The organism is Myceligenerans salitolerans (genome assembly GCF_017349295.1).
GTDB lineage: Bacteria > Actinomycetota > Actinomycetes > Actinomycetales > Cellulomonadaceae > Myceligenerans > Myceligenerans salitolerans.
In genome coordinates, this window is the sequence record NZ_JAFMPK010000046.1 from 1 (window position 1) to 24602 (window position 24602).

Below are 24602 nucleotides of genomic sequence, written 5' to 3' on the forward strand. Positions count from 1 at the left end.
GATTTCGGTGATGGCGGGGAGTGTCCGGCTGGTTGTGAGGCGGCGGTACCAGTGGGCGGAGTCTTTCCAGGTGCGTTCCTGGGTGGTGTAGTCGACTCGGATGATGCCGAAGCGGCGGTCGTATCCGTAGGCCCATTCGAAGTTGTCCAGCAGGGACCAGGCGAAGTAGCCGCGCACGTCCGCGCCTTTGTCGCGGGCCTGGGCGAGTGCTTCGATGTGGTCGTGCAGGTACTGCACCCGGCGAGGGTCGTGCACGCGGGCGACGCCGCCGGTGAGGGTGACCTCGTCGTCGAACGCGGCGCCGTTCTCGGTGACCATCAGTGGCAGGTGCGGGTAGCGTTCGTGCAGTTCCATGAGCAGGTCGGTCAGGCCGGCGGGTTCGATGTTCCAGCCCATCGCGGTCCAGGGGCCCGGCTGGGGCAGGAACTCCACGTCCTCGGCCCCGATCCACGGGTTGCCCGCGGAGTCCTTGTGCCCGTCGGCCTGCTGCCGTTGCCCCTGGCCCGACCACGCCCGCACGCGAGCGGTCGAGTAGTAGTTCACCCCGAGCACGGTCAGCGGCTGCCGGGTCAGGTCCAGGTCCCCGTCGTGCACGAACGACCAGTCGGTGAGCTCGGCCGTACGCTCGAGCAGGCCCGCGGGATAGGCGCCCTCCAGCAGCGGGCCGAGGAAGGAGTCGTTGGCGATCTGGTCGGCCTTGCGCTTGGCGTCCAGGTCGAGGTCCGAGGCCGGGTCGTCGGGCCGCACGACGTGGAGGTTCAGCGTGATCGAGACCTTCGCGTCCGCGCCCAGGACGTCACGGATCTCCCGCACGGCCAGCCCGTGGGCCAGGTTCAGGTGGTGGATCGCGGTCAGAGCGGCCACGGGGTCGCTGATCCCCGGGGCGTGGACACCCGAGCCGTAGCCCAGCAGGGCCGTGCACCAGGGCTCGTTCAACGTCGTCCAGACATCCACCCGGTCACCGAACTCCTCGGCCATACGGCGGGCGTAGACCGCGAACGCCTCCGCGGTCGCACGGTTCGTCCAGCCACCGGCATCCTGCAACTCCTGCGGAAGATCCCAGTGGTACAGCGTGACCACAGGCTTGACACCCACAGCCAGCAGCGCATCAAGGAGATCGGAGTAGAACCCGATCCCCTCCGCATTGAACTCACCACCCCCACCCGGCTGCACCCTGGGCCACGCGATCGAGAACCGGTAGGCATCCAGACCCAGGTCCGCGATATGCCCCACATCCTCCCGCCACCGGTGGAAATGATCATCAGCCACATCCCCCGTATCCCCATTCAACGTCTTACCCGGCGTATGCGAGAACGTGTCCCAGATCGACAAGCCACGCCCACCCTCGCTCACGCCCCCCTCAATCTGATAAGACGCCGTCGCCGACCCCCAGACGAAATCCTCGGGGAAAGTACGGGTCACACTCGCAGTCGTCATAGGTCTCTCCGTAGGAGTAGCAGGTCGTTCGGTAGCTCCGACGGTTGAGGAGCCGGACCGACCTTCTCACGTCCGAGCGTGACGGGGCCCGGGTGTTCGAGGGGCAAGAACGCTCCTTCCGGTTTCCCGTGGTTCTGATCGGCGGCTGCGCGAGCTGGGCGATCCCGCGCGTCCAGCGGCGGGCCCCGCATGCTCGGGAGCGCTCCGCGGGTGCCCCCGGCCGAGAACTCGTGGTGAGGCGCGGGAGGTGATCTCGATCAAAACCGATCACCGTCCACGGCGGCTGAGCGTTCGCATCAGCCCTGGAAAACGGCCGAAAACCTCCGAGGGCCGGGCCGGGGCGTCGTTCACTCGGTTGACGGCTCACACGGCGATCCTGAGTATCTGCGGTAGATCCGTAGGCCTCGACCGGCCGGTCGGACGTCCCGGCGAATGGTTTTCGTGCTTCGCCGGTTCCGAAACAGACAAAGGAGTCCCCGTGCGATTCATTCGACCTTTCCGTCGCACCGTTGTCACGGCGGCCGGCGTGGCCGCCGCGACGCTCGTTCTCGCCGGCTGTGGTGGCACTTCACAGGGGGATTCTGGTGAAAGCGGTCCGATCACCCTCACCGTCGCGACCTTCAACGACTTCGGGTACACCGATGAGCTCTTCGCGAGGTACACGCAGGAGCACCCCGACATCACCATCGAGCCGATCGACGCGGCGAGCGCGGACGACGCGCGGACCAACCTGACCACGAAGCTCGCCGCGGGTGGCGAGGGTCTGGCCGACATCGAGGCCATCGAGGTGGACTGGATCAGCGAGCTCGCTCAGTACCCCGACCTGTTCACGGATCTGGCCGATCCGGAGCTGGAGGGCCGGTGGGTGGACTGGAAGGTGCAGCAGGCGACGACGGCTGACGGGAAGCTGATCGGTTACGGGACGGACATCGGTCCGGAGGCGATCTGCTACCGGCAGGACCTCCTGGAGGACGCGGGTCTTCCGTCCGAGCCGGAGGCGGTCGCGGAGCTGCTGGGTGGTGAGGACGCGACGTGGGAGGAGTACTTCGCCGCGGGCGCGGAGTTCGTGGAGAACTCCGACGCCGCCTGGTACGACTCGGGCGTCGCCACGTATCAGGGCCTGGTCAACCAGGTGGAGCACGCCTACGAGAACGAGGACGGGACGCCCAAGCCGCTCGCCGACAACACCGAGATCAAGGAGCTGTACGACACGGTTCTCGAACAGCACGAGGCCGGGTTGTCGGCGGACCTCGTGCAGTGGAGCGATGACTGGGCCACCGCCTTTCAGAAGGACGCCTTCGCGACGATGCTGTGTCCCGCGTGGATGACCGGCACGATCGAGCAGAACTCCGGTGGCGTCGACGGCTGGAACATCGCCGATGTCTTCCCGGGTGGGGGCGGCAACTGGGGCGGTTCGTTCCTGACCGTCCCGGCTGCGGGCGAGCACACCGAGGCGGCCAGGGAGCTGGCGGCGTGGCTGACCGCGCCGGAGCAGCAGACGGCGGCCTTCGAGGAGGCGGGAAACTTCCCGTCGCAGGTGGAGGCGCAGGCCTCGGAGCAGGTGCAGTCGTACGTGAACGAGTTCATGAACGACGCTCCGGCCGGTCGGATCTTCTCCAACCGTGCCCAGGCGATCGACGGCAACCCGTTCAAGGGACCGAACTACTTCGCGATCCACCAGACGGTGCAGCAGGGCATCGAACGGGTGGAGACGACCGGCGAAGACCCGGTCACGTCGTGGGAGAAGACCCTGGCAGCGTTCGACGCGCTCGGCCTGTAGCCACGTGGCCGACCCCTTCGCAGTGGCGGCCGCCGCGACGTCGTGCACGGCGTGCGGCGGTCCGCCCGGCACGGATACGGGCCGGTTCCGTTCCGTGCAGTTCGCTCTTGTTCGCGCAACCAGGAAGTTGACATGTCCGCTCTGACGACCGCGGAGCCCGTCGCGGGCTCTTCCTCGCCGGCGCCTCGGGCGCCGCGCAGGCTCGGTTTCTCGCAAGCCTTGAGCCGGTGGGACGTGAAGGTCTCGCCGTACCTGTACATCTCGCCGTTCTTCGTCCTGTTCGCGCTGACCGGGCTGTTCCCGCTCGCGTACACGGCCGTGGTGTCGGTCTACGACTGGAACCTGCTGGGCGGCCAGGGGGAGTTCGTCGGCTGGCAGAACTATGCCGAGGTGCTGGGTCAGGCGACGTTCTGGAAGTCACTGGTCAACACGTTGTCGATCTTCGTCCTGTCGGCGGTGCCGCAGGTGGTCATGGCGATCACACTGGCGGCGTTGCTGGATCAGAATCTGCGCAACGCCACGTTCTGGCGGATGGGCGTGCTGGTGCCGTACGTGGTGGCACCGATCGCGGTGTCGTTGATCTTCGGGCGGCTGTTCGCCGATCAGTACGGTCTGATCAACGAGGTCCTCGGGCTGGTCGGGATCGACCCGGTGGGCTGGCACCAGGACCGGTTCGCCAGCCACGTCGCGATCGCGGCGATGGTGAACTACCGGTGGACCGGGTACAACACGCTGATCTTCCTGGCGGCGATGCAGGCGGTGCCGCGTGACCTGTACGAGGCCGCGACGATCGACGGCGCGGGGCGGGTGCGCCAGTTCTTCTCGGTCACGGTGCCGCAGATCCGTTCCACGATCATCTTCGTGGTGATCACCGCGAGCATCGGGGGACTGCAGATCTTCGACGAGCCGCGCCTGTTCGACAACGGTGGGCTCGGCGGAGCCGACCGGCAGTGGATGACCACGGTGCTGTACCTGTACGACGTCGCCTGGGGCAACCAGCGTGACTTCGGGCGGGCGGCCGCGGTGGCGTGGATCCTGTTCGTACTGATCCTGGCCATCGGGTTCGTCAACTTCCTGGCCTCCGGGCGCATCGCGTCCTCGGGTTCCCGCGCGCCGAAGGTGGAACGCGCCGTGACCCGCAGACTACGGGCCGAGGCCCGTGCCGCGGGCGCACCCGACCCATCCACCACGGGCGCGTCCAGCGCGTCCACCACCAGCGGCATGTCCGGTGCCGCATCGACCCCGACCACTGACCGGAGGGACTCATGAGCTCGGTCGCAGTCACCGCCCAGAGCGCGGGCCCGCGGGCCGCCCAGGCGGCCGCCCGCAGGCGAGCACGCAGGCAGCACGGCGCAGGATCGGCGGCGCGCCGCCCGGGCTGGGTGACCTACACGATCCTGGCCGTCGTCCTGGTGATCTCCGCGTTCCCGCTGTACTACACCGTGGTGCTGGGCTCCTCCGACCAGGTCGCGATCTCCCAGCAGGCACTGCCCCAGCTGTGGCCGGACACGAGCATCCTCGACCGGTTCGCGAACGTCATGTCCTCCAGCCAGATCAACTTCTGGCTCGCGCTGGCCAACTCCACCGTCATCGCCGTGATCGTGTCCCTGGCCACCGTGCTGACCTCGACCCTGGCCGGGTTCTCCTTCGCGAAACTGCGCTACCCCGGCCGCAACGCCCTGCTGGTGTTCGTCATCGCCACCATGGCCGTGCCCACCCAGCTCGGCGTCATCCCCATGTACATCCTCATGTCCGAACTGTCCTGGATCGGAAAGATCCAGGCGGTGATCGTGCCCGCCCTGGTCTCCGCGTTCGGCGTGTTCTGGATGACCCAGTACCTCGACTCGGCCCTGCCCTACGAGCTCATCGAGGCCGCCCGCGTCGACGGGGCCTCCATGATCCGCACCTTCTGGAGCATCGCCATGCCCGCGGCCCTGCCGGCCGCGTCCATGCTGGGCCTGTTCGTCTTCGTCATGCAGTGGACCATGTTCTTCTGGCCCTCCATCGTCCTGGGCTCCCAGAACCCCACCCTGCCCATCGCCGTCCAGAACCTCACCGCGGGCTACCACGACGACTACTCCCTCATCATGGCCGGCGTCTTCCTCGTCACCCTGCCCCTCCTGATCGTCTTCGCCGTCGTCGGCCGCCAGCTCGTCGCCGGCATCATGCAGGGCGCCGTCAAGGGGTGACGGGTGGTGACGGGTCACCGGGCACGACGCTGGGCCCGCGGCTCGAAGCCGCGGGCCCAGGGGCGGCGAACGGTCCACCGGCCCGTCGTCACGCGGGGCTCGACCTCACGTGTCGCGCGGCGTGCCGGTGCCGCGTCCTCAGCGCCGTTCCGTCACGGCGCGCTGCGCGGACACATCGGCCACGAAGGACGCCACCCACGCCAGTGCCGAGTTCCAGTTGATCGTGATCTCGTTGACGGCCCACGCACGGATGTCGTCGACGTAGCACCACTGGGGCAGGCAGCCCTCGAGCCACGCGCTCGAGATCGGGTCCTGGATGCTCGAGTTCGGCCCGCCGGCCACGGACCCGGTGGGCGGGTTCGGGAGCGACGGATCGAGGCTGTGGGCGTACCACCGGCTGTGCTGGTTCCGCGCGTCGTCGGTGCCGTAGCCGGTGACGTACGACGTGCCGAGGACGTTGCGACCCAGGAGGTAGTCGAGCCCCTCGAGGACCGAGTCCGCGTATGCGGGGTCTCCCGTCAGGTCGAACGCCGTGGCGATGACGACCTGGTTGTTGAGCATCGAGCTGTTCGACCCCCACGGGTACCGGCCGTCGGCGGGGGTGAAGGTCTGCCCGAACGCCTCCCCGCTCTGGAGAGCGACGAGGCGGTCGGCGCCCTCGACCACGGAACGCCGGACACGGTCGCGATCGGGCAGGCCGGACGGCACGGTGGCCAGGTCCATACGGCCGAGTGCCGCGACGGAGCCCCAGTAGAAGCCGTCCGAGAAGACGTCGGCCTCGTGGAGCGGGTTCGCCTTCAGGTCACGCGCGTACCTGACCTTGCCGGTGGTGAGAAACAGCTCCGCCGCGGCCCAGTAGAACTCGTCCCGCACCTCGTCGTCGGCGTAGGCGCCGCCTCCGTCGTCGCCGTCCTCGTCGGGCGCGAACAGATCGGGATGCGCCTCCGCCGCGGCGTATGCCCGGCGGGACGCGCGAAGCAGTTCGCGCGCGAACTGCGGGTCCGTCTCCTCCCACAGCCGTGCTCCGACGGCGGCCACCGCGGCGAGGTTGAGCGTCGCGGCGGTGGACGGCCGGTGGAGGGCGCGAGGCTTCGGGTCGTCCGAGGGAAGCAAGGGCAGTCCCGTCCACTCCACGTCGTGCACCTTGTGATGCACCATGCCCGCGAGGGGCTCGCGCGCGGGAACCTGCATCTTGAGCATGAACTCGAGGTTCCACCGAGCTTCGTCGAGGATGTCGGGCACACCGTTGCCGCGCTCGGGCACATGCAGTGTCGAGTCCCCGAGAGCGTCCGGGTCGACGACGCCGGCGTACAGCGTCCGCTCGTAGGCGGACAGCAGCTGGTAGGTCGCGATCCCGCCGTTGACCACGTACTTGCCGTGGTCGCCCGCGTCGTACCATCCGCCGGTCACGTCCAGCCGGTAGTCGCAGGTCCAGTCGTCCATCCACTCCTTGGGCTCCTGGCACGGGACGGCGTCGTCCCCCTGGTTGGGCAGCACACCGAGATGGCCGGCGGGGCGGGCGTACTCGCTTCCGGCGACCGAACCGTCGATCGCGGTGCCGGACCGGTTCGTGTAGAACAACCGCATCGCGTCCGCTCGCAGGCCCTGGTAGAGCTGCGCATCGATGTCGAACGGGTGGCTCGTCTCGCCGCCCACCGTGAGCCGCACGTCGTGCGCCTCCTGCGTGTAGGCGGAGAAGTCGACCGTATGAACGGTCTCTCCTGACGACGGGTCGTTCCCGCGCGGCGTCGTGTCACCGCCGGCGAGCACCTGCCCGGAACCGGACTTCAGGACCCATGGCTGGGCTGTCGTCGCGGCGGTGACCACCGTCGCGTTCTTCGGACCGTCGGGCAGGTAGCCGAGCTGGTTCACCTTGACCGACGGTCCCGTGTCCGGCACGTGGGCGTAGGGCGGCCCGACGAGGCTGACGTCGTCGAAGCAGACCTCGTAGGCGCCCTCCCCGCCGAGCTGGAACTGCACCTGGTTGGCGACCGGGAGCTCCTCGTCGGGCGTGACGAACGTATAGGTCGCCGTCACCGGGGCGACCCCGAGCCGCGCGTCCGTCGCGAGGTACGGATCGCCCGGCGCGTATTCGGCGGGCTGCACGATCGGGCGGATGGTGGCGGGACGGTCCGCCCGTGCCGTGAACGTCAGCACGTACTCCGATCCGGGCTGCAGTGCGATGTCGTTCTGCCCGAGGATCGCACCCCACGGGTCGGCGACGTCGGGTACGTCCACGCACAGTTCACCACCGGAGGTGTCCGGCGCCATCCCGGCGTTCGTCCACCACGAGTCGCTCCCCGCGGCGAACGTGCCGTTGACGAGGAGTTCCTCCTGGCCGTCCGAGGCGGCACCCATGGCGGGCGCGGACCCGGCGAACAGGACCATCACGAGGAGCGGCGCCACTGCGCGCCGTCTGGTTCGGACCACGTCGTCCTCCCTCTATCGGATTTCCCACCCGTTCGTCGTCGACGGGTGGTCGTCGCCCGGTACGGGCGACCGGGTCCGGAGTCTCACGCCATGATGGACAGAGTCTCCGGCCGTACGGGGGCACGGAAGGCCCCGGTACGGACCCAGGACTCGACCTCGCTCACCGCGGCGTCGCCGAGTCGGCGGAGCTCGCCCCCGACCGATCCGGCCACGTGCGGTGTGAGGACGACCCCCGGGTGGTCGTACAGCGGAGAGTCCACGGGGAGGACCTCCGGTTCGGTGACGTCCAGGACGGCGCGGACCCTGCCGGACAGCACCGCGTCGGTGAGTGCCGCCGTGTCCACGAGGCCGCCCCGCGCGGTGTTCACCAGGACGGCGCCGGGGCGCATGAGGGCAAGGCGGCGCGCGTCGGCGAGGTGCCGCGTCTCCGGGAGGTCCGGGGCGTGCAGTGTGACGATGTCGCTCGTGCGGAAGACCTCGTCCAGGCCGGCCTGACGCGCTCCGAGCCGGCGTGCCGTGTCCGCGTCGACGTAGGGGTCGTGGAGCAGGAGGTCCAGGTCGAAGGCAGTCAGGAGTTCCAGCACGCGGCGACCGATCTTCGACGCGCCCACGACGCCCACGGTGCGTCGGTAGTTCCCCGCCTCGGGAAAGCGGGCGGACCAGTCCGCGCCGGCACGCTCACTGCGGTAGGCGGCCTGAATGGCTCCGACCTGCTTGTTCGCCAGCAGGACCTGGGCAACCGTGTACTCGGCGACCGGGACGGCGTTGGCGTCGGCGGCCGAGCTGACCGCGATGCCCGAGCTCCAGAAGGCGTCGGGCACGTGGTTCTTCACCGTCCCGGCGGCATGCACGACGGCCTGGAGCCGGCTTCCCGCCATGACATCCGGTTCGAGCACCGGGCAGCCCCACCCGGTGACGAGGACGTCACTGGTCCGCAAGGCCTCCCGTGCCGCCGGGGAGGTGAAGTCGTCGATGACCTCCGCGCGTACGCTGCCCAGCGCCGCCAGCCGGTGCTCGGCCGCCTCGTCGAACAGGCGCGACCTGAGTTCTGGACGCATGGCGAAGGAGATCGCCCACGGAACGGATCGTGAGTTCGGCAGCACCTGGTCGTCCACGTTCATCCGGTCATGATGTCGCCGCGGTACCGGCGGGGCATGATCGCTGCCGGAAGACGATCAAAACCGATCACGCCGACGAGGGCCGGGAGGCAGCCGCGGCCGCAGGAGGTGCGGTGGAGCGCCTCCGGACGAGCCGCGGTATGAGGCGGATCCGCTGTGTCGCGTCACGCTTGCCGCTCCCGGCCCGACGGGCCGCGATCGAGACCGCCAGGCGGCCCACGTCGAACTTGGGCGGAGCGACGGCGGTCAGCGCCACCGACCCGAGGGACGCCATGACGTCGTCGTAGGCGACGATCGACAGGTCCTCCGGTACCCGGAGCCCTCGATCGAGGGCGAGCCCGAGGAACGCGACGGCGTCATGGTCCGAGTGGACGATGACGGCGGTCGTACCCGTGGACTCGCACCGGTCCAGGACCGACTCGAGGTCCGAGTTCCGCTGCGCCGGCGCGTCGTCGGCCGAGGCGAAACGGATGGGTGGGAACGGGGCGTCGATTCCCTCGCGACGGCCGAGCACGGTCTCGAACCCGTCGATCAGCCGGATCGACGTGGGCGTCGTCTCCCGCACCGCGAGCGCGACGCGTGCGTGCCCTTGCCGTGCCAGGTGGTCCAACGCGACCTCCACGCCGACCTCGTGCTCGGACCGGACGTAGTCGATGGACCGCGCATCGCACTGACGTTCCACGAGCACGACGGGTTTCTCCATCGTGTCGAACCAGGAGGGCAGGTGCTCGTCGGTGGGGTTGGCCGTGGCGATCACCAGGGCGTCCACCCGCGCACGGCGCAGACGTTCGACGATCCGGAGTTCCTCGGCCTCGTCGTAGTAGGACGTGGCGAGCACGAGCCGGACGCCCGACTCGCGGGCGCCGTGACGTGCGCCGGCGAGGATCTCCTGGAAGTACCCGTGCCCCGAGGGGATCACCATGCCGATGACGCCACGGCGCGTTCCGTCGTCTCCTTCGTGGGGGACCAGGACCCCGCCCCCGTGGACACGCTGGAGTTTGCCCTGCTTCGCGAGGGCCGCGACATCACGACGAGCCGTGACCAGCGAGACACCGAACCGGGCGGCGATCTCCGGTACCCGTACGGAACCGTGCAGTCCGAGTTCCGTCAGGATCGCCGCACGTCGGCGGGCGGCGAGGTCCCGTTCAGAGGCGTTCATGGCGATCCTTCCCCCAGCAGCACCTTCGGCACCAGCGGCTGAAGACGCCCACCGTACGGCGCTTTCGATCGTAATCGATCGTTTCCTCGGAGGCTCCTGCGAGCTGGACGCCGAGTCCGAGCCGTTTCGCGGCCCGCGCACGATCGAAAAGTGATCGCAAGTGATCACCACGGTGGACTCCTCCGGCCGGTGGCGGGCACGATCGCCTCATGACCGAGCCCAGCCGGCTTCCCGCCGAAGCGCCCCGGACCGTGCGAGAGACCTGGCCCCGAAGCTGGGGATCCGCACCTCCGGGGGACTTCGACACGAGCCCGCTGACCGGGTTCACCCGGGAGCACTGGATCGCGGCGGCCGACGGCCTGCTCCGGTCGGCATCGCGCCATGCCACGCAGGGCGGTGCCGGGATCCCGCTGGACGGCCGGCCCTCCTGGAACGGAGCGGCCTCGGACGCGCTGGAGGGCTACGCCCGCACGTTCCTCCTCTTCGGCTGGCGGTTGTCGGGGACGGGCGAGGCGCCTCCGGGGCTCCTCGACGCCTATACCCGCGGGCTCGTCGCCGGTACCGATGCCCGGCATCCCGAGGCGTGGCCGAGGATCTCGCCGGACTGCAAGCAGGCGCTCGTCGAGTCCGCGTCCGTGGCACTCGCCCTGCACGAGACGCGGCGGTGGATCTGGGACCGGCTCGCGCCCGGTCACCGGCACGCTGTCGTCGACTGGCTGCTCGGTGCCTTCAGCCTGGAGGTGCCCGACAACAACTGGCACTGGTTCCGGGTCGTCGTCGCGACGTTCGTCGAGACGACCGGACATCAGCTCAGTGACGACCAGTACGACGTCGTCGCCGCGGATCTCGCGCGGATCGAGGACTTCTACGTCGGTGACGGGTGGTACCGCGACGGGGCCGGCGAGGGTGACCGGTTCGACCACTACGCCGGCTGGGCCATGCACTTCTACCCCGTGCTGTGGCACCGCATGTGCGAGACGCTCGATGTGGCGTCGCCGATCGCGAGGGCCTCGTCCGCGTCCAGGGAGACCCACCGGGCTCGGCTGGCCGACTTCCTCGAGGAGTACGAGCGCCTCGTCGGGGGGAACGGCGCCCCGCTGTTTCTGGGCCGGTCGCTCACCTATCGGTGGGCCGCCGCGGCGGCGCCGCTCGCGGGGGTGCTCGACGGCGCTCCACGCCGGGCGCCCGGAGCCACCAGACACCTCGCGAGCGCGATGCTCCGGTACTTCCTGGAGGGAGGCGCGATCGGCGCCGGCGGAGTACCGAGCCTGGGCTGGTTCGGGCCGTATCTGCCCATGGTGCAGGGCTACTCGGCCCCTGCGTCGCCGTTCTGGCTCTCCAAGGCGTTCGTCTGCCTTCTGATCGACGCGGACGACCCGTTCTGGACGGCCACCGAGGAGCCGTTGCCCGCGGCCCGGGAGGACCGCACCCTCGCACTGCGCGCACCGGGGCTCGTGGTCTCGTCCACGGCGGAGGACGGCATCGTCCGGGTGGCGAACCACGGCACGGACAACCACCGCGCCGGGCTCCGGGACGACGCGCTCTACTCACGGTTCGCGTACTCCACCGCGACGGCACCGGTCCTGGGCGACGCGGCGGCCGTCGTGCCGGACAACCATGTCGGCCTCGTCTCGGCGGGACGGCGGTCCCGGCGCGGACGTATCCACCGGACGGTGACCGGTGACGATCTCGCCGGTTCCTGGCATGTCCCCACCTGGGTCGACGACGACACCGTGGTCGAGGCCACCGGTGCACGCATCGAGACGGTCAGCATCCTGGAGGGACCCTGGGAGCTCCGGGTCCACCGGGTCGAGGACGGTGAGGGCCTACCGGTCGTCGACTCGGGCTGGGCCGTTGCCGACGACGTTCCGCCCCGTGTCGAGCGGGAGGGCCGCCGGCTGCGGGTGGTCGGCCGAGACGGTGTGGTGAGCACGCTGGTACCCGTCCTGGGGCAGCCGGGCGAACCCATCGCCGAGCACGTGGCCGGTGGTAACGCGCTGGGGGCGTTCACGTGCGTTCCCACGGTGATCGCCCCGCGTCGTGCCGGGGACGTGAGCGTCGTCGCGGTCCTCGTGGGCCTCTCCGGCACGGCCACGGGCCCGGCCCTCGGCCGCGACCCGCAGGTGGTGGTGGAGCCGGTGACCGATTCCTCGCATCTCGTGCACGTCACGATGCCGTCCGGAGCGAAGCGGACGCTCCTGCTCGGCACACCTCGGGTCGCGCCGAACTGAGCGATGCGGCCCACGGGGCCGGCCTCGCGGGCTCCGGCTCCGCCGGGCCGACCGTCGGAGGGGCGCTCAGCGCTCGCCGCCGGTGCCGGGCGCCTCCTCGTCAGGGGCTCCCGGGACCGGCTCGGCGGCACCGGTGCGCAGGCCCGCCCGGCCGACCATGTGGGCGGCCACGGGCGAGGTCATCAGCTGGAACACGGCGACCAGCATGAGCATCGTCACGGACGTGCGGTCCTGCAGCCGGAGCGCGAGCCCGGTCAGGAGCAGCAGCAGGCCCAGGACCTGTGGCTTGGCGACGACGTGCATGCGCGAGTACAGGTTGTCGAACCGCAGGACGCCGACGCCCGCCGAGAAGGAGAAGAACGCGCCGAGCAGCAGACACAGGGCGGACGCGGCATCCCACCACACTCCCGTCATGGTTCCTCCTTCCGGGGGGAGCGCTCGCCGCCGTGGTCGCCCGCTTCGCGATCGGGCGGGGTGGCCGGAGGCGGCGGGACGGAGGCGAAACGGGCGATGGTGACCGACCCGATGAAGCCGACCATGGACAGCACGACGAGGATCGGGACCGACTCGACGCGTCGGCTCAGCGCCGCCTCCACCGCGATGGCCCCCACCAGCGTCGTGGTGAGCACGTCGAACGCCACCGTGCGGTCCAGCATCGACGGCCCCCGCTCCATCCGGACGACCGCGAGCACCGCACCCACGGCGAGCAGGGCGGTGGCCCCCACGCCGACGGCGACCATCATGGGCGTTCCTCCCTGTCCGTTCCGGCGGGCGGGGCTCCGGTTCCGGCGGCCAGCCCGGTACGGACGAGCTCCGACCGGGAGGCGAAGGCGCGCAGCAGCCGCTCCTCCAGGGCCCGGGTGGTGTCCCGCACGGCGTCGGGCCCGCCGGATCCGGCGAGATCGAGGACGTGGACGCGCAGCGCGGGGCCCGAGACGTCCAGGTCGACGACCAGCGTCCCCGGCACGAGCGACGACAAGCCCGCCGTGGTCGCCACGAAGAGCTCCGAGGTCGTGCGCAGCGGTACCGTCACCAGCCCGCCGCGCGGTGTCGGGCCCGGCCGTACGGCGGTCCAGGCGACCTGGAAGGACGCGAGCACGAGGTCCCTGACGAACCGGCCGAGCAGGACGGCCAGGGGGCCCGGCCGGACGGTCGCGCCCGACCGCAGCGCGGGTAGCGGGAAGGCCAGGGCCACGAGGGCGCCGAGCGCGGCGCCCGAGAGTGCGTTCGCCCAGGAGAGGTCACCCCACAGCAGTGTCCAGAGCAGCGCGCCCAGTCCCATGGTGGGCACCAGGGTGACGAACCGGCCACGGCGGCGGCGCTGCGGCGTCCCGGTGGGCTCCGTCAGCTTCATGGGCCTCCCTCCTCGGTGGTGACCTCGTCCGACTCGCCGGTACCGCGCGGTGCTCCGTCGGGGAACACCGCATCGACGTAGATGGCGTCGCCCATGACGACGCGTGCCGCGTGCTCGGCGTAGTCGTACAGGGGGCCGGCCACCGCCGTGAGCGCCACGCTGACGGCGACGAGCGCCGCGGTCGGGCCCACCATGCCCCAGGGCAGGCCGGTCTCCTCGGGCAGTTCCTGCTCGTCGGGGCGTGGCTGCCAGAAGGCCTTGTTCCACGCCCGGATCACCGCGTAGAGCGTCAGCAACGACGTGATCACCGAACCGGTGACCAGGACCCACGCCAGAGCGGAGCCGTCCAGGACACCGGCCTCCAGGAGCCCCACCTTGCCCAGGAAGCCGGAGAGCGGCGGGACGCCCGCGAGGTTCATCGCGGGAACGAAGAACAGGATCGCCAGACCGGGCGCGAGGGTCGCGAGACCTCCCAGGCGTTCGAGCGACGTCGTGCCGGTCCGGCGTTCCACGAGTCCGACGACGAGGAACAGCGCTGTCTGCACGGTGATGTGGTGGACGACGTAGAAGATGGCCGCCGCGGTGCTGGCCGTGGTGGCGAGCGCCACCCCGAAGATCATGTATCCGATGTGGCTCACCAGCGTGAACGACAGCAGCCGCTTCACGTCGTCCTGCGCGACCGCGCCGAGGATGCCGACGAGCATCGTGGCGAGCGCGAGGACGAGCAGCACCACCTCGAGGATCTCGTTCCGGGGGAAGAGGAGGGTCTGCGTGCGCAGGATCGCATAGACGCCGACCTTGGTGAGCAGGCCCGCGAACACCGCGGTCACCGGGGCGGGAGCCGTCGGGTAGGAGTCGGGGAGCCACGCGGACAGCGGGAAGATGGCCGCCTTGATCCCGAAGGCGAGCAGCAGCAGCGCCTGGATCCCCAGCCGTATGCCGGGGTCGACGTCGGGCAGACGCTCGGCGAGCTGCGCCATGTTCACGGTTCCCGTGGCGGCATACGTCAGCCCGACGGCCAGGAGGAACACGAGCGAGCTGACCAGGGCGACCACCACGTAGACGCTGCCGGCGCGGATGCGTTCGACGGTGCCGCCGAGCGTGAGCAGGACGTAGGACGCAGCGAGCAGGATCTCGAACCCCACGTACAGGTTGAACAGGTCGCCGGCGAGGAAGGTGTCGGCGACCCCGGCCGCCAGGATGAGGAATGTCGGGTGGAAGATCGCCACGGGCAGGACGTCGCGGCGCCGGGCCTCGTCGGCGTCGGGGTCCTGCGCCTCGAGGATCCGGCGGATGTCCTCCGTGCCCTGGACCGCTGGTGCCTTCCGGCCGTCGCCGTCGGCGATGCCCTGTGCCATCGAGTACAGCAGCACGCACAGCAGCACGACACCACTCACCAGCAGCATGAGGGCGGTGAGCGGATCGGCCACCAGGTTGACGCCGACCGGGGCGGCCCATCCGCCGACGTCGATCACGACCGGTGCCTCGCGAGCGGCGACGACGAGGCCGGCGGCGGCTGCCACCACGACCGACAGCGCGACCACGGAGATGACCCGTTGGGCCCGCGCGTGCCGGTGGAGCGCCAGGGCCAGGCCGGCGGCGAACAACGGCACCAGGACGGGCAGGGGGACGAGCGTCTGCACGGACCAGAGGTTCACGTGTCCCCACCACCCCGGGTGCCGGTGCCGGGCCGCCGTCCGGGGGCCGGCTCCGGGAGCGCGACCTCGTCGCGGACGGTCGCCGCCTCCTCGTCCAGCGTGACGCGGGGATCGATCGCGTCGCTGTCGGCGTACGACGGCGCGTCGCGGTCGGCGAGCTGCGCGATGCGCGTGTCCTCCAGGTCGTCCTGGACTTCGTCGTGCCCGTGCAGTTGCCACGAGCGGTACGCCATCGCCAGCACGAACGCGACGAGGGCGAGCGTGATCACGATGGAGGTCAGGATCATCGCCTGGGCCAGCGGGTCACTCATCGGCTCGGCGCCGGCGTCAGCCCGGGTGATCGGCGGCGTTCCGGCGCGGCCGCCCGCGACGAGGATCGCCAGGTTCACGCCGTTGCCCACCAGCACGAAGCCGAGCAGCACACGGGTCAGCGACCGTTCGAGGAGCAGGTAGACGCCCGCCGCGAACAGTACTCCGACGGCGAGGAGCAGAGCGGCCGACGGCACGGTGTCGAGGACGGTCACGCGCGATCACCTCCGGTGAGGGCGCCGGTGTGCCGGTCCGACCCGGGAGGGCGGGACCCGGTCTCGGCCTGACGGTCGAGTTCCGCGCCGAAGCTGCGCAGGATGCTGATGACCAGCCCGATGACGACAAGGAAGACGCCGATGTCGAAGAAGAGGCTGGTGACCAGGTGCACGTCACCCAGAACGGGGAGATGAAGGTCCACGATCGTGCTCTCCAGGGCCGCCTGGCCGGCCAGCAGCGCGGCGAGACCGACGCCGGCCGAGAGGAACAGTCCGGTGCCGAGCACCAGTCCGGGGTGCACGGGAGCGGCCTCTCCGAGCTCGTAGCGCCCGCCGGCCAGATACCGGATGGTGAGGGCGAGGCCCGCCACGAGACCGGCCGCGAAGCCGCCACCCGGCGCGTTGTGTCCGCTGAACAGCAGGAACAACGCGAACAGGATCATGGGATGAAACATGATCCTCGTGAGCACCTCGAACAGCATGGACCGCTGGCCGGGATCGAGCGTGGGTCCGGCGAGCAGCCAGTCGCGCTGCGGCGCCGACGGGGTGGCGGAGCCCTCGGGCCGCTCGGCGCTCTGCAGGGTGACTGCCCGGTCGAGCCGCGGCACGTCGCTGCGGCGCTGGCGCAGGAAGACGAGCGACGCGACTCCCGTGGCGGCGACGAGGAGCACCGAGATCTCGCCGACCGTGTCCCAGGCGCGAATGTCGACGAGCGTGACGTTGACGACGTTGTGCCCGCCTCCGAACGCCTCGGCCTCCTCGGGGAAGTCGACCGACACGGGTACGTGCGTTCGAGCCAGGGGCGCGGACGCGACGAAGACCATGACGACGAGACCGGTGGCCACGCCGATGGCGAGCCGCACCCACCGGCTGGCGGCCAGCGGTCGATCGGAGAAGTAGGGCGGAAGGCGGCGCAGCACCAGGATCATGACGATCAGGATCAGCGTCTCGCTCAGTACCTGCGTCAGGGCGAGGTCGGGAGCGCCGTGCAGCACGAACAGGGCGGCGTTGCCGTATCCCGCCACCCCGACGAGGATCACCGCCTTCAGCCGCCGTCGTGCGTTGGCCGTCAGGACGGCGGCCACGGCGACGACGATCACGACGACGAACTGCGCCGGACGGTCCCACGGCACCACGGCGAAGGGACCGAACTCGAGTACCTCACTCGTGTCGGCGCGAGCGGTCGCGGCGTGGGCGGTGTGCGCAGGCCGGTCGAGGAGCCCCCAGACGAGGGCGAGTCCGGGACCCACGGCCAGGGCGACGAGGATCACGCCCAGGTAGAAGGGCAGGGATCCGCGCTGCGTGCCGGCGGTGACGGCGCCCGCGAACCGCTCCAGGCGGCGGGTGAGCCGCCGGTAGACCACGTCCGCGCCGGCCGGGGACCGGAGCGCGCCCTGCAGTCGCTCGACACGGTCGCCGTACCGGAAGGCCAGGAAGCCGGCGAGCAGGACGGCGACGGTGACCGCGAGGACCGGGGTGAACCCTCCCCAGAGGGTGAGGTGCCCTGGCTCCCCGACGGGGTAGGTGTCGGCATAGGGCGCGAGGAGCCGCTCACCGACCGCGGGTGCGAGCGCGACGGCGAGGCCGAGCACGGCGAGGACGAACGGGGGAGCGGCCATCCAGAACGGCTGGGGGCGGGCCGGTTCCTCCGGGTCTTCCGAGCGGCGTGGCGCGGCGGGTCCCGGCGCCTGCTGCCCCGGCGCCTGCTGCCCCGGTGACGACGCGAGGCGGGGCTTGAAGGCGCCCCACAGGAAGCGCAGGCCGTAGGCCACCGTGAGGGCCGACCCGACGCCGACGACACCGATCATGACCGAGGCCAGGACGTCCCCGTCATGCGCCCAGGCCTCCAGCGCCGCCTCCTTCGCGACATAGCCCGCGAAGGGCGGCAGGCCGATCATCGAGGCCGTGGCGAGCGCGGCGGCCAGTGCGGTCAGGGGCAGTCTGCGGCCCACGCCGGAGAGCCGGCGGAGGTCGCGGGTGCCGGTCGCCGCGTCGATGATGCCGACGACCAGGAACAGGGACGCCTTGAACATGACGTGCGCACCCAGGAGGGCGAGGCCGGCGAGGGCGGTCGCGCGGGTTCCGTAGCCGAGCAGCAGTGTGAGGAGCCCGAGCTGGGAGACCGTGCCGAACGCGAGGACGAGTTTCAGGTCGTGCTGACGCAACGCACGGTAGCCGCCGAGCAGCAGCGTGCCGCCTCCGAGGACGAGCACGAGGACGCGCCACGTCGTCAGGTCGGAGAACGCCGGTGCGAACCGCGCCACCAGATAGACGCCGGCCTTCACCATGGCCGCGGCGTGCAGGTAGGCCGACACCGGCGTCGGCGCCGCCATCGCGGCAGGCAGCCAGAAGTGGGTCGGTACCAGGGCGGACTTGGTGGCCGCGCCGGCCAGGAGGCACACCACGGCGATGGTCGCGGTGGGTCCGGACGGCGGTGCGGCGACGACCGCGGAGACGCTCCAGGTGCCGGCGGCCACACCGAGCACCACGATGCCGACCAGCATCGCGAGCCCGCCGGCGGTGGTCACGACGAGCGCCTGCATGGCCGCGCGTCGTGACGAGGCGCGGTCCATGTAATGGCCGATCAGCAGGTAGGAGAACACCGCGGTGAGCTCCCAGAAAACCAGTAGGACGAGCATGTCGTCGGCGACGACCAGGCCGGCCATGGAGCCTGCGAACGCGACGAGGAACCCACCGAACCGGCCGAGACCGTGTGCGTCCCGGGCGAAGTAGGCGCTGCAGTAGAGCAGCACGAGGGTGCCGACCGCGCCGACCACCAGAAGCATCATCCAGGACAACGGGTCGAGCCGGAGGTCGATGGCGACACCCAGTGCCGGGATCCACGGAAGGTGCTCGGCCGGGGTGCGGCCGGCGAGGACGTTTCCCGTCTGCGACAGGGCGTACGCGGCCGCCGTCGCGGGCCCGAGGGCGAGTACCCAGAAAGCCCGTCGTCCGAGGCGGGCGACGAGGGTGGGCGCGGCCAGGGCGACGAGCGTGTGCGCGAGAAGTACCGAAAGCACGTCCGCTCCGTCCTGTCAGGCTCGTCGGCGGGACATCGTGCCACGGGGTCGGGCCGGAGCTCGACCAGGTACGGGGCGTCTGCCGCGTGAGCGCGGGCGGCTGGGCGATGCGGCCACTATATCCGCAAGACGGGATCGTGACGGATGCGGGACCCGGTGTGGCGGATGGCTCGGCAAACGGCTGGTTCTCCTTGGTGAGCCGGTCGGCACGCGGATGCCTGCCGCCGGGGGACTCCTTCGGTCATCGGTACCAGCCGCGAGCCGCCGATGCCCCGCCCTGCCGGCGCCGGTGGGCGCGGCGGTCCCGAGGAGGCCGGTCGCCCAGCCCTGCTCGGGTCATGGCATGGCGCATGACCAGTGCCACGAGGACGAGTACGCCGGCGACGAGAAGTGCTGCCAGGTCCATGCACCATGCTTTCCGGCCGGGACGGGGCCGGACAATGGGGTCTGTCCCTCATCTTTCAGGGATGACGATCTGGGAGGGTGGATGGCATGGCGCGCATGTCGATGCCGCTGTTCTGGCGGGTCAGCCTGATCAACGGTGCGGTGTTCCTGGTGGGCACACTGGTTCTCGCGTTGTCGCCCGCCACGGTCTCGGCTCGGCCGCTGCTGTCGGAGCTGGTGGTGCTCCTGTGCGGGCTGACAGCGATAGTGCTGGTCAACGGCGCTCTGCTGCGTACGGTGCTGCGGCCGCTGGACCGGCTGACGGCCGTGACGGAGAAGATCGATCTGCGCCATCCCGGCCTGCGCCTGGACGAGGAGGGGTCGGGGCCCGCGCGGCCCCTGGTCCGCGGGTTCAACGCGATGCTCGAGCGGCTGGAGGTGGAGCGCTCGACGAGTACCACGCGGGCGCTGCAGGCGCAGGAGGCGGAACGTCAGCGCATCGCCCAGGAACTGCACGACGAGGTGGGCCAGAGCCTGACCGCGGTCCTGCTGGGCCTTCGGCATGCCATGGACGCCGCGCCCGAGGCAGTACGTTCCCAGCTGGACGAACTACGCGGTACGACCCGTACGAGCCTGGAGGAGGTGCGCCGGATCTCCCAGCGGCTGCGTCCCGGCGACCTCACGGACCTCGGTCTCGTCAGCGCGTTGGCCGGCCTTGCCCGGGCCACGTCGGCGCGGAACGGACCGCGCGTCCGGCGGAGCCTGCCCTCTGCGGTCCCCGGCCTCTCCTCCGAGACGGAACTGGTGATCTACCGGGTCGCGCAGGAGGCCCTGACGAACGTCATGCGCCACGCCGGGGCCGCGACGGTCGATCTCGGCCTCAGTGTGTCGGACGGCGGCCTGCTGCTGCGGGTCGTGGACGACGGCGTCGGCATTCCCCGCGGCGCGATGGGCGCCGGGATCCAGGGGATGCTGGAGCGCGCGCGGATGATCGGCGGTGAACTGGACGTCCGCCCGCGCCAGGACGGCGGTCCGGGCGCGGGCACGGAGGTCCTGCTCAGGCTCCCGCTGCCGGCGCCCGGGCAGGGAGAGGCATCGCCATGACGGTACGGGTTCTCCTCGCCGACGACCACACGCTCGTACGTGGTGGTGTCCGCCGGATCCTGGACGCCGAGGACGACCTCCGGGTCGTGGCCGAGGCGGCCGACGGTGCCGAGGCGGTCGAGCTGTGCTGCTCGGCGCGCCCCGACCTGGCGGTGCTCGACGTCTCGATGCCGCGGATGACGGGGCTCCAGGCGGCTCGGGAGATCTCCCGCCGGGTCCCTGAGGTGCGCACGCTCATGCTTTCCATGCACGACAACGAGCAGTACTTCTTCGCCGCGCTCAAGGCGGGCGCCAGTGGCTACGTGCTCAAGTCGGCTGCCGACGACGATCTGGTGGAGGCTTGCCGGGCCGCGATGCGTGGCGAGCCGTTCCTGTACGCCGGTGTGACCAGCACCCTCGTCGGGGACTTCCTCGAGCGGATGCGGCGTGGCGACGACGTGCCCCGACCCCTGCTCACGCCCCGCGAGGAGGAGGTGATCAAGCTCATCGCCGAGGGCCGCACCTCTCGCCAGATCGCCGCCGAGCTCGTCATCAGCCACAAGACCGTGGAGCGGCATCGTGCCAACATCCTCACCAAGCTCGGGATGCGGGACCGGACCGAGATGACGCGGTACGCGATCCGGTCCGGGCTCGTGGAGCCGTGACGGGCTGACCGGCGAAGCACCATGGCGCTTTGGTGACAGCGGAGTTCCTTGCAGCATGCTGCCGTGATCTCGCCGTCTGTCCGGCGCCCTCGTCGAGAATTCGTGGCACTTTTCTCCCACTTCCCGCGCCTTCCAGGAATTGTGAGCATCTCTCTGTCCGGTTCGAGACCCGAACCGGGGGAGAAATGGTCGGGGTGCCTGGCACCCCGATGGAAGGGGAATATTGATGAGAAGAGCGTCCGCGCTTCTCGCGGTGATCTCGTTGGTGGCCTCGATCCTGGGGATCGCGGTCGGCGTGGCGGCGCCTGCGTCCGCCGCGGCACGTGACGGGGTCTGCGACAGCGGCGAGTTCTGTTACTACTACAACAGCAACAACGCGGGGTCCGTCTCGGACTTCACCGCCTCGGTCGGCGACTACGGCACCACCCAGCCGTCGTGCTACGACTTCAAGGGCTCGGGCAACGGCCAGGGCGAGTGCATCAAGAACAACGCGGCCTCGGTGTGGAACCGCTCGGGCGAGACGGTGCGGGTGTACTTCAACACCGGGCACGGAGGCGTCTACCAGAACATCGGGCCCGGCTACAAGGGGCAGCTCAGCGCGGAGTTGTACAACAACAACGCGTCGCACCAGTTCGTCGGTACCGCGGGCACCGACACGGGGGCACGGAGCGGCACCTGCGAGGACGGTGAGTTCTGCTACTACTACAACAGCGGCAACGCGGGATCGATCTCCGACTTCACCGAGTCCGCCGGTAACTACGGCACGGCACAGCCCACCTGCTACGACTTCAAGGGCTCGGGCAACGGCCAGGGCGAGTGCATCAAGAACAACGCGGCGTCCGTGTGGAACCGGTCCGACCAGACGGTCCGCGTCTACTTCAACAGCTACTACGAGGGCTCGTACCAGGACGTCGCGCCGGGGTACAAGGGGCAGCTCAACAGCACGGTCTACAACAACAACGCGTCGCACGAGTTCGTCGGTACGGCGGGGGCGGGCAGCGGGTCGCGCAGCGGCACCTGCGAGAGCGGCGAGCTCTGCTACTACTACAACAGCGGCAACGCCGGCTCGATCTCGGACTTCACCGATTCGGTCGGGGACTACGGCACCACCCAGCCGTCGTGCTACGACTTCAAGGGCTCGGGCAACGGCCAGGGCGAGTGCATCAAGAACAACGCGGCCTCGGTGTGGAACCGCTCGGGCAAGACGGTCTGCGTCTTCTACAACAGCTACTACGGCGGGTCCTCACAGGCTCTGGCCCCGGGCTTCAAGGGGCAGCTCAACGGCACGCTGTACAACAACAACGCCTCCCACAAGTTCATCTCCGGCTCCGAGTGCCCCGTCTCCGGCGGTGGCGGTGGTGGCGGCGGTGGTGGAGACACCAGCGGCGACTACGACGAGAAGGTCGAGCGGGTCATCGCGGCCGCTCTGTCGCAGGTCGGCCAGGGCTACACCTACTCGTGGGGCGGCGGCAACAAGTACGGGCCGACCTACGGCATCTGCTGCAGCCCGAGCGGCTACGACGACCGGAGCCGGTACGGCTACGACTGCTCCGGCCTGACGCAGTACGCGTTCTGGCAGGGCGCCGGTATCGACATCGGGACGTACACCGGCGCCCAGGTCGGCAAGGGGACCGTGGTGTCGATGAGCAACCTGCGCCGCGGCGACCTCATCATGTGGGGCGGCTACTCGAGTACGTACCACGTCGCGATCTATCTGGGCAACGGGCAGATGGTCGAGTCATCGTGGCCCCGCACCTCGGACAGTGTGCACGTGACCAATGTGTACGGTGGTGATTTCGGGATCCGAGTGAACATGTGATCCTGAGCGACAACGGGGACCGGCAGGGTCGTGCCACCGAATACGGTGGCACGACCCTGCCATTTCTGGTTGTCACGGCAGGAATTTCCCCGGCACGTCCGTGACAGCCGGATTTCCTTGTCGGTCGGTCCGTGCCGGGAAAGGATGAGGACACCAGAAAAACCCGTCGAACGGAGAATCATCGTGCAGCACAATGCCGCCCGGCGTGGCGCCGCCGTCGTCCTCACCGCCGTCCTGCTCGCCGCCGGCCAGGGAGCGGTGACCGCCACCGCGGACCCGCAGTGGGAGGTGGCCTCGCCGTCGGCGTCGGACCCGCAGTGGGAGTCCGGCCCCCGGTGGGACGCCACCGCGCCGCCGGCGGCCCGTCCCTGAACGATGCGCATCGTCAAGATCACCGTCGAGGCGCCGCGGAACGGGGCCCGGATCGCGTCGGCGAGGGTCGTCGAGGCGGTTCAGGCCGCCGCCGCACCCCGGGACGAGCTGGTGCACGTCTATGCCGGCCCGCTGCCCACGGGCTTCGGTGTGGTGGTCTTTCTCCTGGTCCCGCGGGACCAGGCCGCGGCGACGGCGTGCCGTCTGGTCCTCGACGCCGCCGACGCGCTCGAACTGTCCGGCTGGACGCTGGGCACCGTTCGGGTGTGGGGTCCTGACGTGCTCAGCTGAGGTCGGCCGGCTGCAGCCAGCCGCAGTCCAGAGCTCGCGCGCCGGCCTGAAAGCGGCTGCTGGCGTCCAGGCGCTCCATGAGGGCGCTGCTCAGGCGTCGCACCGTCCGCAGGGAGACGCCGAGCCGCCGGCCGGCGGCCTCGTCGGTCGCTCCCTTGGCCCACAGCCGCAGCAGCTCGTGCTCCTGGACGGACAGTCCGTCCTCGTCGCGCCGACGGTCCGCGCCGAGCGGGGTGGCCGTACGCCAGGCCTGCGTGAACAGGGCCATCAGGGCGGCCACGATCCCCGGGGACGTCATGACGACCGCCCCGGAACCGGACTCGGTGTCGTTCAACGGAACCATCGCGTGGTCCTGGTCGATGATCTGCAGCCGGACCGGGACGGTGGCGGCCAGGCGGACCTCGGCGCCGTTGTTGCGGAGCCAGGTCGCGTGATCCCAGGTCGCCTGGTCGTTGCGGATGCTCTCCAGGTAGACGGTGCGCATCCGGACGCCCCGCTCCAGCAGGGTCCGGCTCAGCGTGCGGCTCGACTCCAGCGCGCGTGACGACGTCGCCCGGGTCGGTACGAAGGTACACAGTTCGTGCGTGCACCTCCCGATGAGCGTGGCCAGGCGGTCCCTCGCCTCCTCCGCGGTCTCGAGCAGCTCGACGTCGGGTCCCTTGCGCACGTTCTGCAACTCGGAGACGAGGCGGGCGAGAGCGACCCGGCCCTCCTCGATCTCCTGGTTGCGCCGGGCGATCTCGGCCTGTTCGCGGGCGAGGAGCGCGGCGAGCCCCACCTCGGGGCTGACCGGGCGGAGTCCGTCGTCGCCCGCCCATGACTCCTCGACGAGCATCAGGCGGGACAACTCGTCCAACGCGTCGCGCACCCTGGCCTCGTCGAGCCCGAGTGCCTCGGCGATCCGGTCGGGCCCCGCGTCGCGGTCCCTCAGCATCTGGAGATAGACCGACTCGGCGGTACCGGACATGCCCAGGCCTTGCAGCATTCTCTGACTCCCCGATCGAGCGGACGAACGGGCACCGGGTGGCCGTCCCGATGTCGCATGATCGCACAGCGCGGTGGACGCGAAAAAGCTGTTTGCGCCGATT

Annotated in this window: 21 protein-coding genes; 9 read left to right on the forward strand and 12 right to left on the reverse strand. The window is 70.3% G+C overall.

The features are described 5' to 3' along the window. A partial coding sequence (locus J0911_RS12815; protein WP_207275861.1) for a GH1 family beta-glucosidase occupies positions 1 to 1437 on the reverse strand: 1437 nt, incomplete at its 3' end. A gap of 478 nt (positions 1438 to 1915) precedes the next feature. Between J0911_RS12815 and J0911_RS12820 the strand changes: the two genes are divergently transcribed. The 3 genes from J0911_RS12820 (at position 1916) to J0911_RS12830 (ending at position 5406) form a co-directional block, all read left to right on the forward strand. Beyond that, the gene (locus J0911_RS12820; protein ID WP_207275862.1) at positions 1916 to 3217 is read left to right on the forward strand and encodes an ABC transporter substrate-binding protein; all 1302 of its coding nucleotides are present in this window, start codon (positions 1916 to 1918) and stop codon (positions 3215 to 3217) included. Between the two features lie 132 nt (positions 3218 to 3349). Next, positions 3350 to 4486 (forward strand): carbohydrate ABC transporter permease, encoded by a 1137-nt coding sequence (locus J0911_RS12825; protein ID WP_207275863.1) that lies wholly within the window; start codon positions 3350 to 3352, stop codon positions 4484 to 4486. Next, complete coding sequence (locus tag J0911_RS12830) at positions 4483 to 5406, forward strand: carbohydrate ABC transporter permease (RefSeq protein WP_207275864.1); 924 nt, start codon at positions 4483 to 4485, stop codon at positions 5404 to 5406. The genes J0911_RS12825 and J0911_RS12830 overlap by 4 nt, the downstream gene beginning before the upstream one ends. 138 nt (positions 5407 to 5544) lie before the next feature. Here J0911_RS12830 and J0911_RS12835 read toward each other — a convergent pair whose 3' ends face one another. The 3 genes from J0911_RS12835 to J0911_RS12845 form a co-directional block, all read right to left on the reverse strand. Then, a complete protein-coding gene (locus J0911_RS12835; RefSeq protein WP_307865066.1) occupies positions 5545 to 7836 on the reverse strand; it encodes a glycoside hydrolase family 9 protein in 2292 nt (763 codons plus the stop codon). A gap of 83 nt (positions 7837 to 7919) precedes the next feature. Further along, positions 7920 to 8957 carry a hydroxyacid dehydrogenase gene (locus tag J0911_RS12840; RefSeq protein ID WP_207275865.1) on the reverse strand — a complete coding sequence of 346 codons (1038 nt, stop codon included), beginning with the start codon at positions 8955 to 8957 and terminating at the stop codon, positions 7920 to 7922. Between the two features lie 64 nt (positions 8958 to 9021). Further along, positions 9022 to 10113 carry a substrate-binding domain-containing protein gene (locus tag J0911_RS12845; RefSeq protein ID WP_207275866.1) on the reverse strand — a complete coding sequence of 364 codons (1092 nt, stop codon included), beginning with the start codon at positions 10111 to 10113 and terminating at the stop codon, positions 9022 to 9024. A 209-nt stretch (positions 10114 to 10322) separates the two neighbouring features. Here J0911_RS12845 and J0911_RS12850 point away from each other — a divergent pair, with 209 nt between their 5' ends. Continuing rightward, positions 10323 to 12344 carry a DUF2264 domain-containing protein gene (locus J0911_RS12850; protein WP_207275867.1) on the forward strand — a complete coding sequence of 674 codons (2022 nt, stop codon included), beginning with the start codon at positions 10323 to 10325 and terminating at the stop codon, positions 12342 to 12344. A gap of 66 nt (positions 12345 to 12410) precedes the next feature. On the opposite strand, the gene mnhG is transcribed toward J0911_RS12850, so the two are convergent. From mnhG to J0911_RS12885, 7 genes are all read right to left on the reverse strand, one after another. Beyond that, on the reverse strand, positions 12411 to 12758 hold the full coding sequence (mnhG, locus tag J0911_RS12855; protein WP_207275868.1) for a monovalent cation/H(+) antiporter subunit G: 348 nt from the start codon (positions 12756 to 12758) through the stop codon (positions 12411 to 12413). Beyond that, positions 12755 to 13087, reverse strand: a complete 333-nt coding sequence (locus J0911_RS12860) for an MrpF/PhaF family protein (RefSeq protein WP_242636697.1) — start codon at positions 13085 to 13087, stop codon at positions 12755 to 12757. Before J0911_RS12860 ends, mnhG begins: the two co-directional genes overlap by 4 nt. Further along, complete coding sequence (locus J0911_RS12865; protein ID WP_207275869.1) at positions 13084 to 13698, reverse strand: Na+/H+ antiporter subunit E; 615 nt, start codon at positions 13696 to 13698, stop codon at positions 13084 to 13086. The genes J0911_RS12860 and J0911_RS12865 overlap by 4 nt, the downstream gene beginning before the upstream one ends. Further along, positions 13695 to 15356, reverse strand: coding sequence for a Na+/H+ antiporter subunit D (locus J0911_RS12870; RefSeq protein WP_207275870.1), 1662 nt, complete (start codon positions 15354 to 15356; stop codon positions 13695 to 13697). The genes J0911_RS12865 and J0911_RS12870 overlap by 4 nt, the downstream gene beginning before the upstream one ends. After that, positions 15353 to 15880 (reverse strand): Na(+)/H(+) antiporter subunit C, encoded by a 528-nt coding sequence (locus J0911_RS12875; RefSeq protein ID WP_207275871.1) that lies wholly within the window; start codon positions 15878 to 15880, stop codon positions 15353 to 15355. The genes J0911_RS12870 and J0911_RS12875 overlap by 4 nt, the downstream gene beginning before the upstream one ends. After that, on the reverse strand, positions 15877 to 18900 hold the full coding sequence (locus J0911_RS12880; RefSeq protein WP_207275872.1) for a Na+/H+ antiporter subunit A: 3024 nt from the start codon (positions 18898 to 18900) through the stop codon (positions 15877 to 15879). Before J0911_RS12880 ends, J0911_RS12875 begins: the two co-directional genes overlap by 4 nt. A 241-nt stretch (positions 18901 to 19141) precedes the next feature. Then, positions 19142 to 19306, reverse strand: coding sequence for a hypothetical protein (locus tag J0911_RS12885; RefSeq protein WP_207275873.1), 165 nt, complete (start codon positions 19304 to 19306; stop codon positions 19142 to 19144). Positions 19307 to 19392: 86 nt separating this feature from the next. Here J0911_RS12885 and J0911_RS12890 point away from each other — a divergent pair, with 86 nt between their 5' ends. The 5 genes from J0911_RS12890 (at position 19393) to J0911_RS12920 (ending at position 23514) form a co-directional block, all read left to right on the forward strand. After that, positions 19393 to 20388: a sensor histidine kinase gene (locus tag J0911_RS12890; RefSeq protein ID WP_207275874.1), complete on the forward strand. Its 996-nt coding sequence runs from the start codon at positions 19393 to 19395 to the stop codon at positions 20386 to 20388. After that, positions 20385 to 21032: a response regulator gene (locus J0911_RS12895; protein ID WP_207275875.1), complete on the forward strand. Its 648-nt coding sequence runs from the start codon at positions 20385 to 20387 to the stop codon at positions 21030 to 21032. Before J0911_RS12890 ends, J0911_RS12895 begins: the two co-directional genes overlap by 4 nt. A 226-nt stretch (positions 21033 to 21258) precedes the next feature. Further along, positions 21259 to 22851, forward strand: a complete 1593-nt coding sequence (locus J0911_RS20460; protein ID WP_242636698.1) for a peptidase inhibitor family I36 protein — start codon at positions 21259 to 21261, stop codon at positions 22849 to 22851. Positions 22852 to 23034: 183 nt separating this feature from the next. Then, positions 23035 to 23223, forward strand: coding sequence for a hypothetical protein (locus tag J0911_RS12915; protein ID WP_207275876.1), 189 nt, complete (start codon positions 23035 to 23037; stop codon positions 23221 to 23223). A 3-nt stretch (positions 23224 to 23226) separates the two neighbouring features. Continuing rightward, positions 23227 to 23514 carry a hypothetical protein gene (locus J0911_RS12920; protein WP_207275877.1) on the forward strand — a complete coding sequence of 96 codons (288 nt, stop codon included), beginning with the start codon at positions 23227 to 23229 and terminating at the stop codon, positions 23512 to 23514. On the opposite strand, the gene J0911_RS12925 is transcribed toward J0911_RS12920, so the two are convergent. Continuing rightward, the gene (locus tag J0911_RS12925; protein ID WP_207275878.1) at positions 23507 to 24499 is read right to left on the reverse strand and encodes a helix-turn-helix transcriptional regulator; all 993 of its coding nucleotides are present in this window, start codon (positions 24497 to 24499) and stop codon (positions 23507 to 23509) included. The genes J0911_RS12920 and J0911_RS12925 overlap by 8 nt on opposite strands. Positions 24500 to 24602 lie beyond the last annotated feature (103 nt).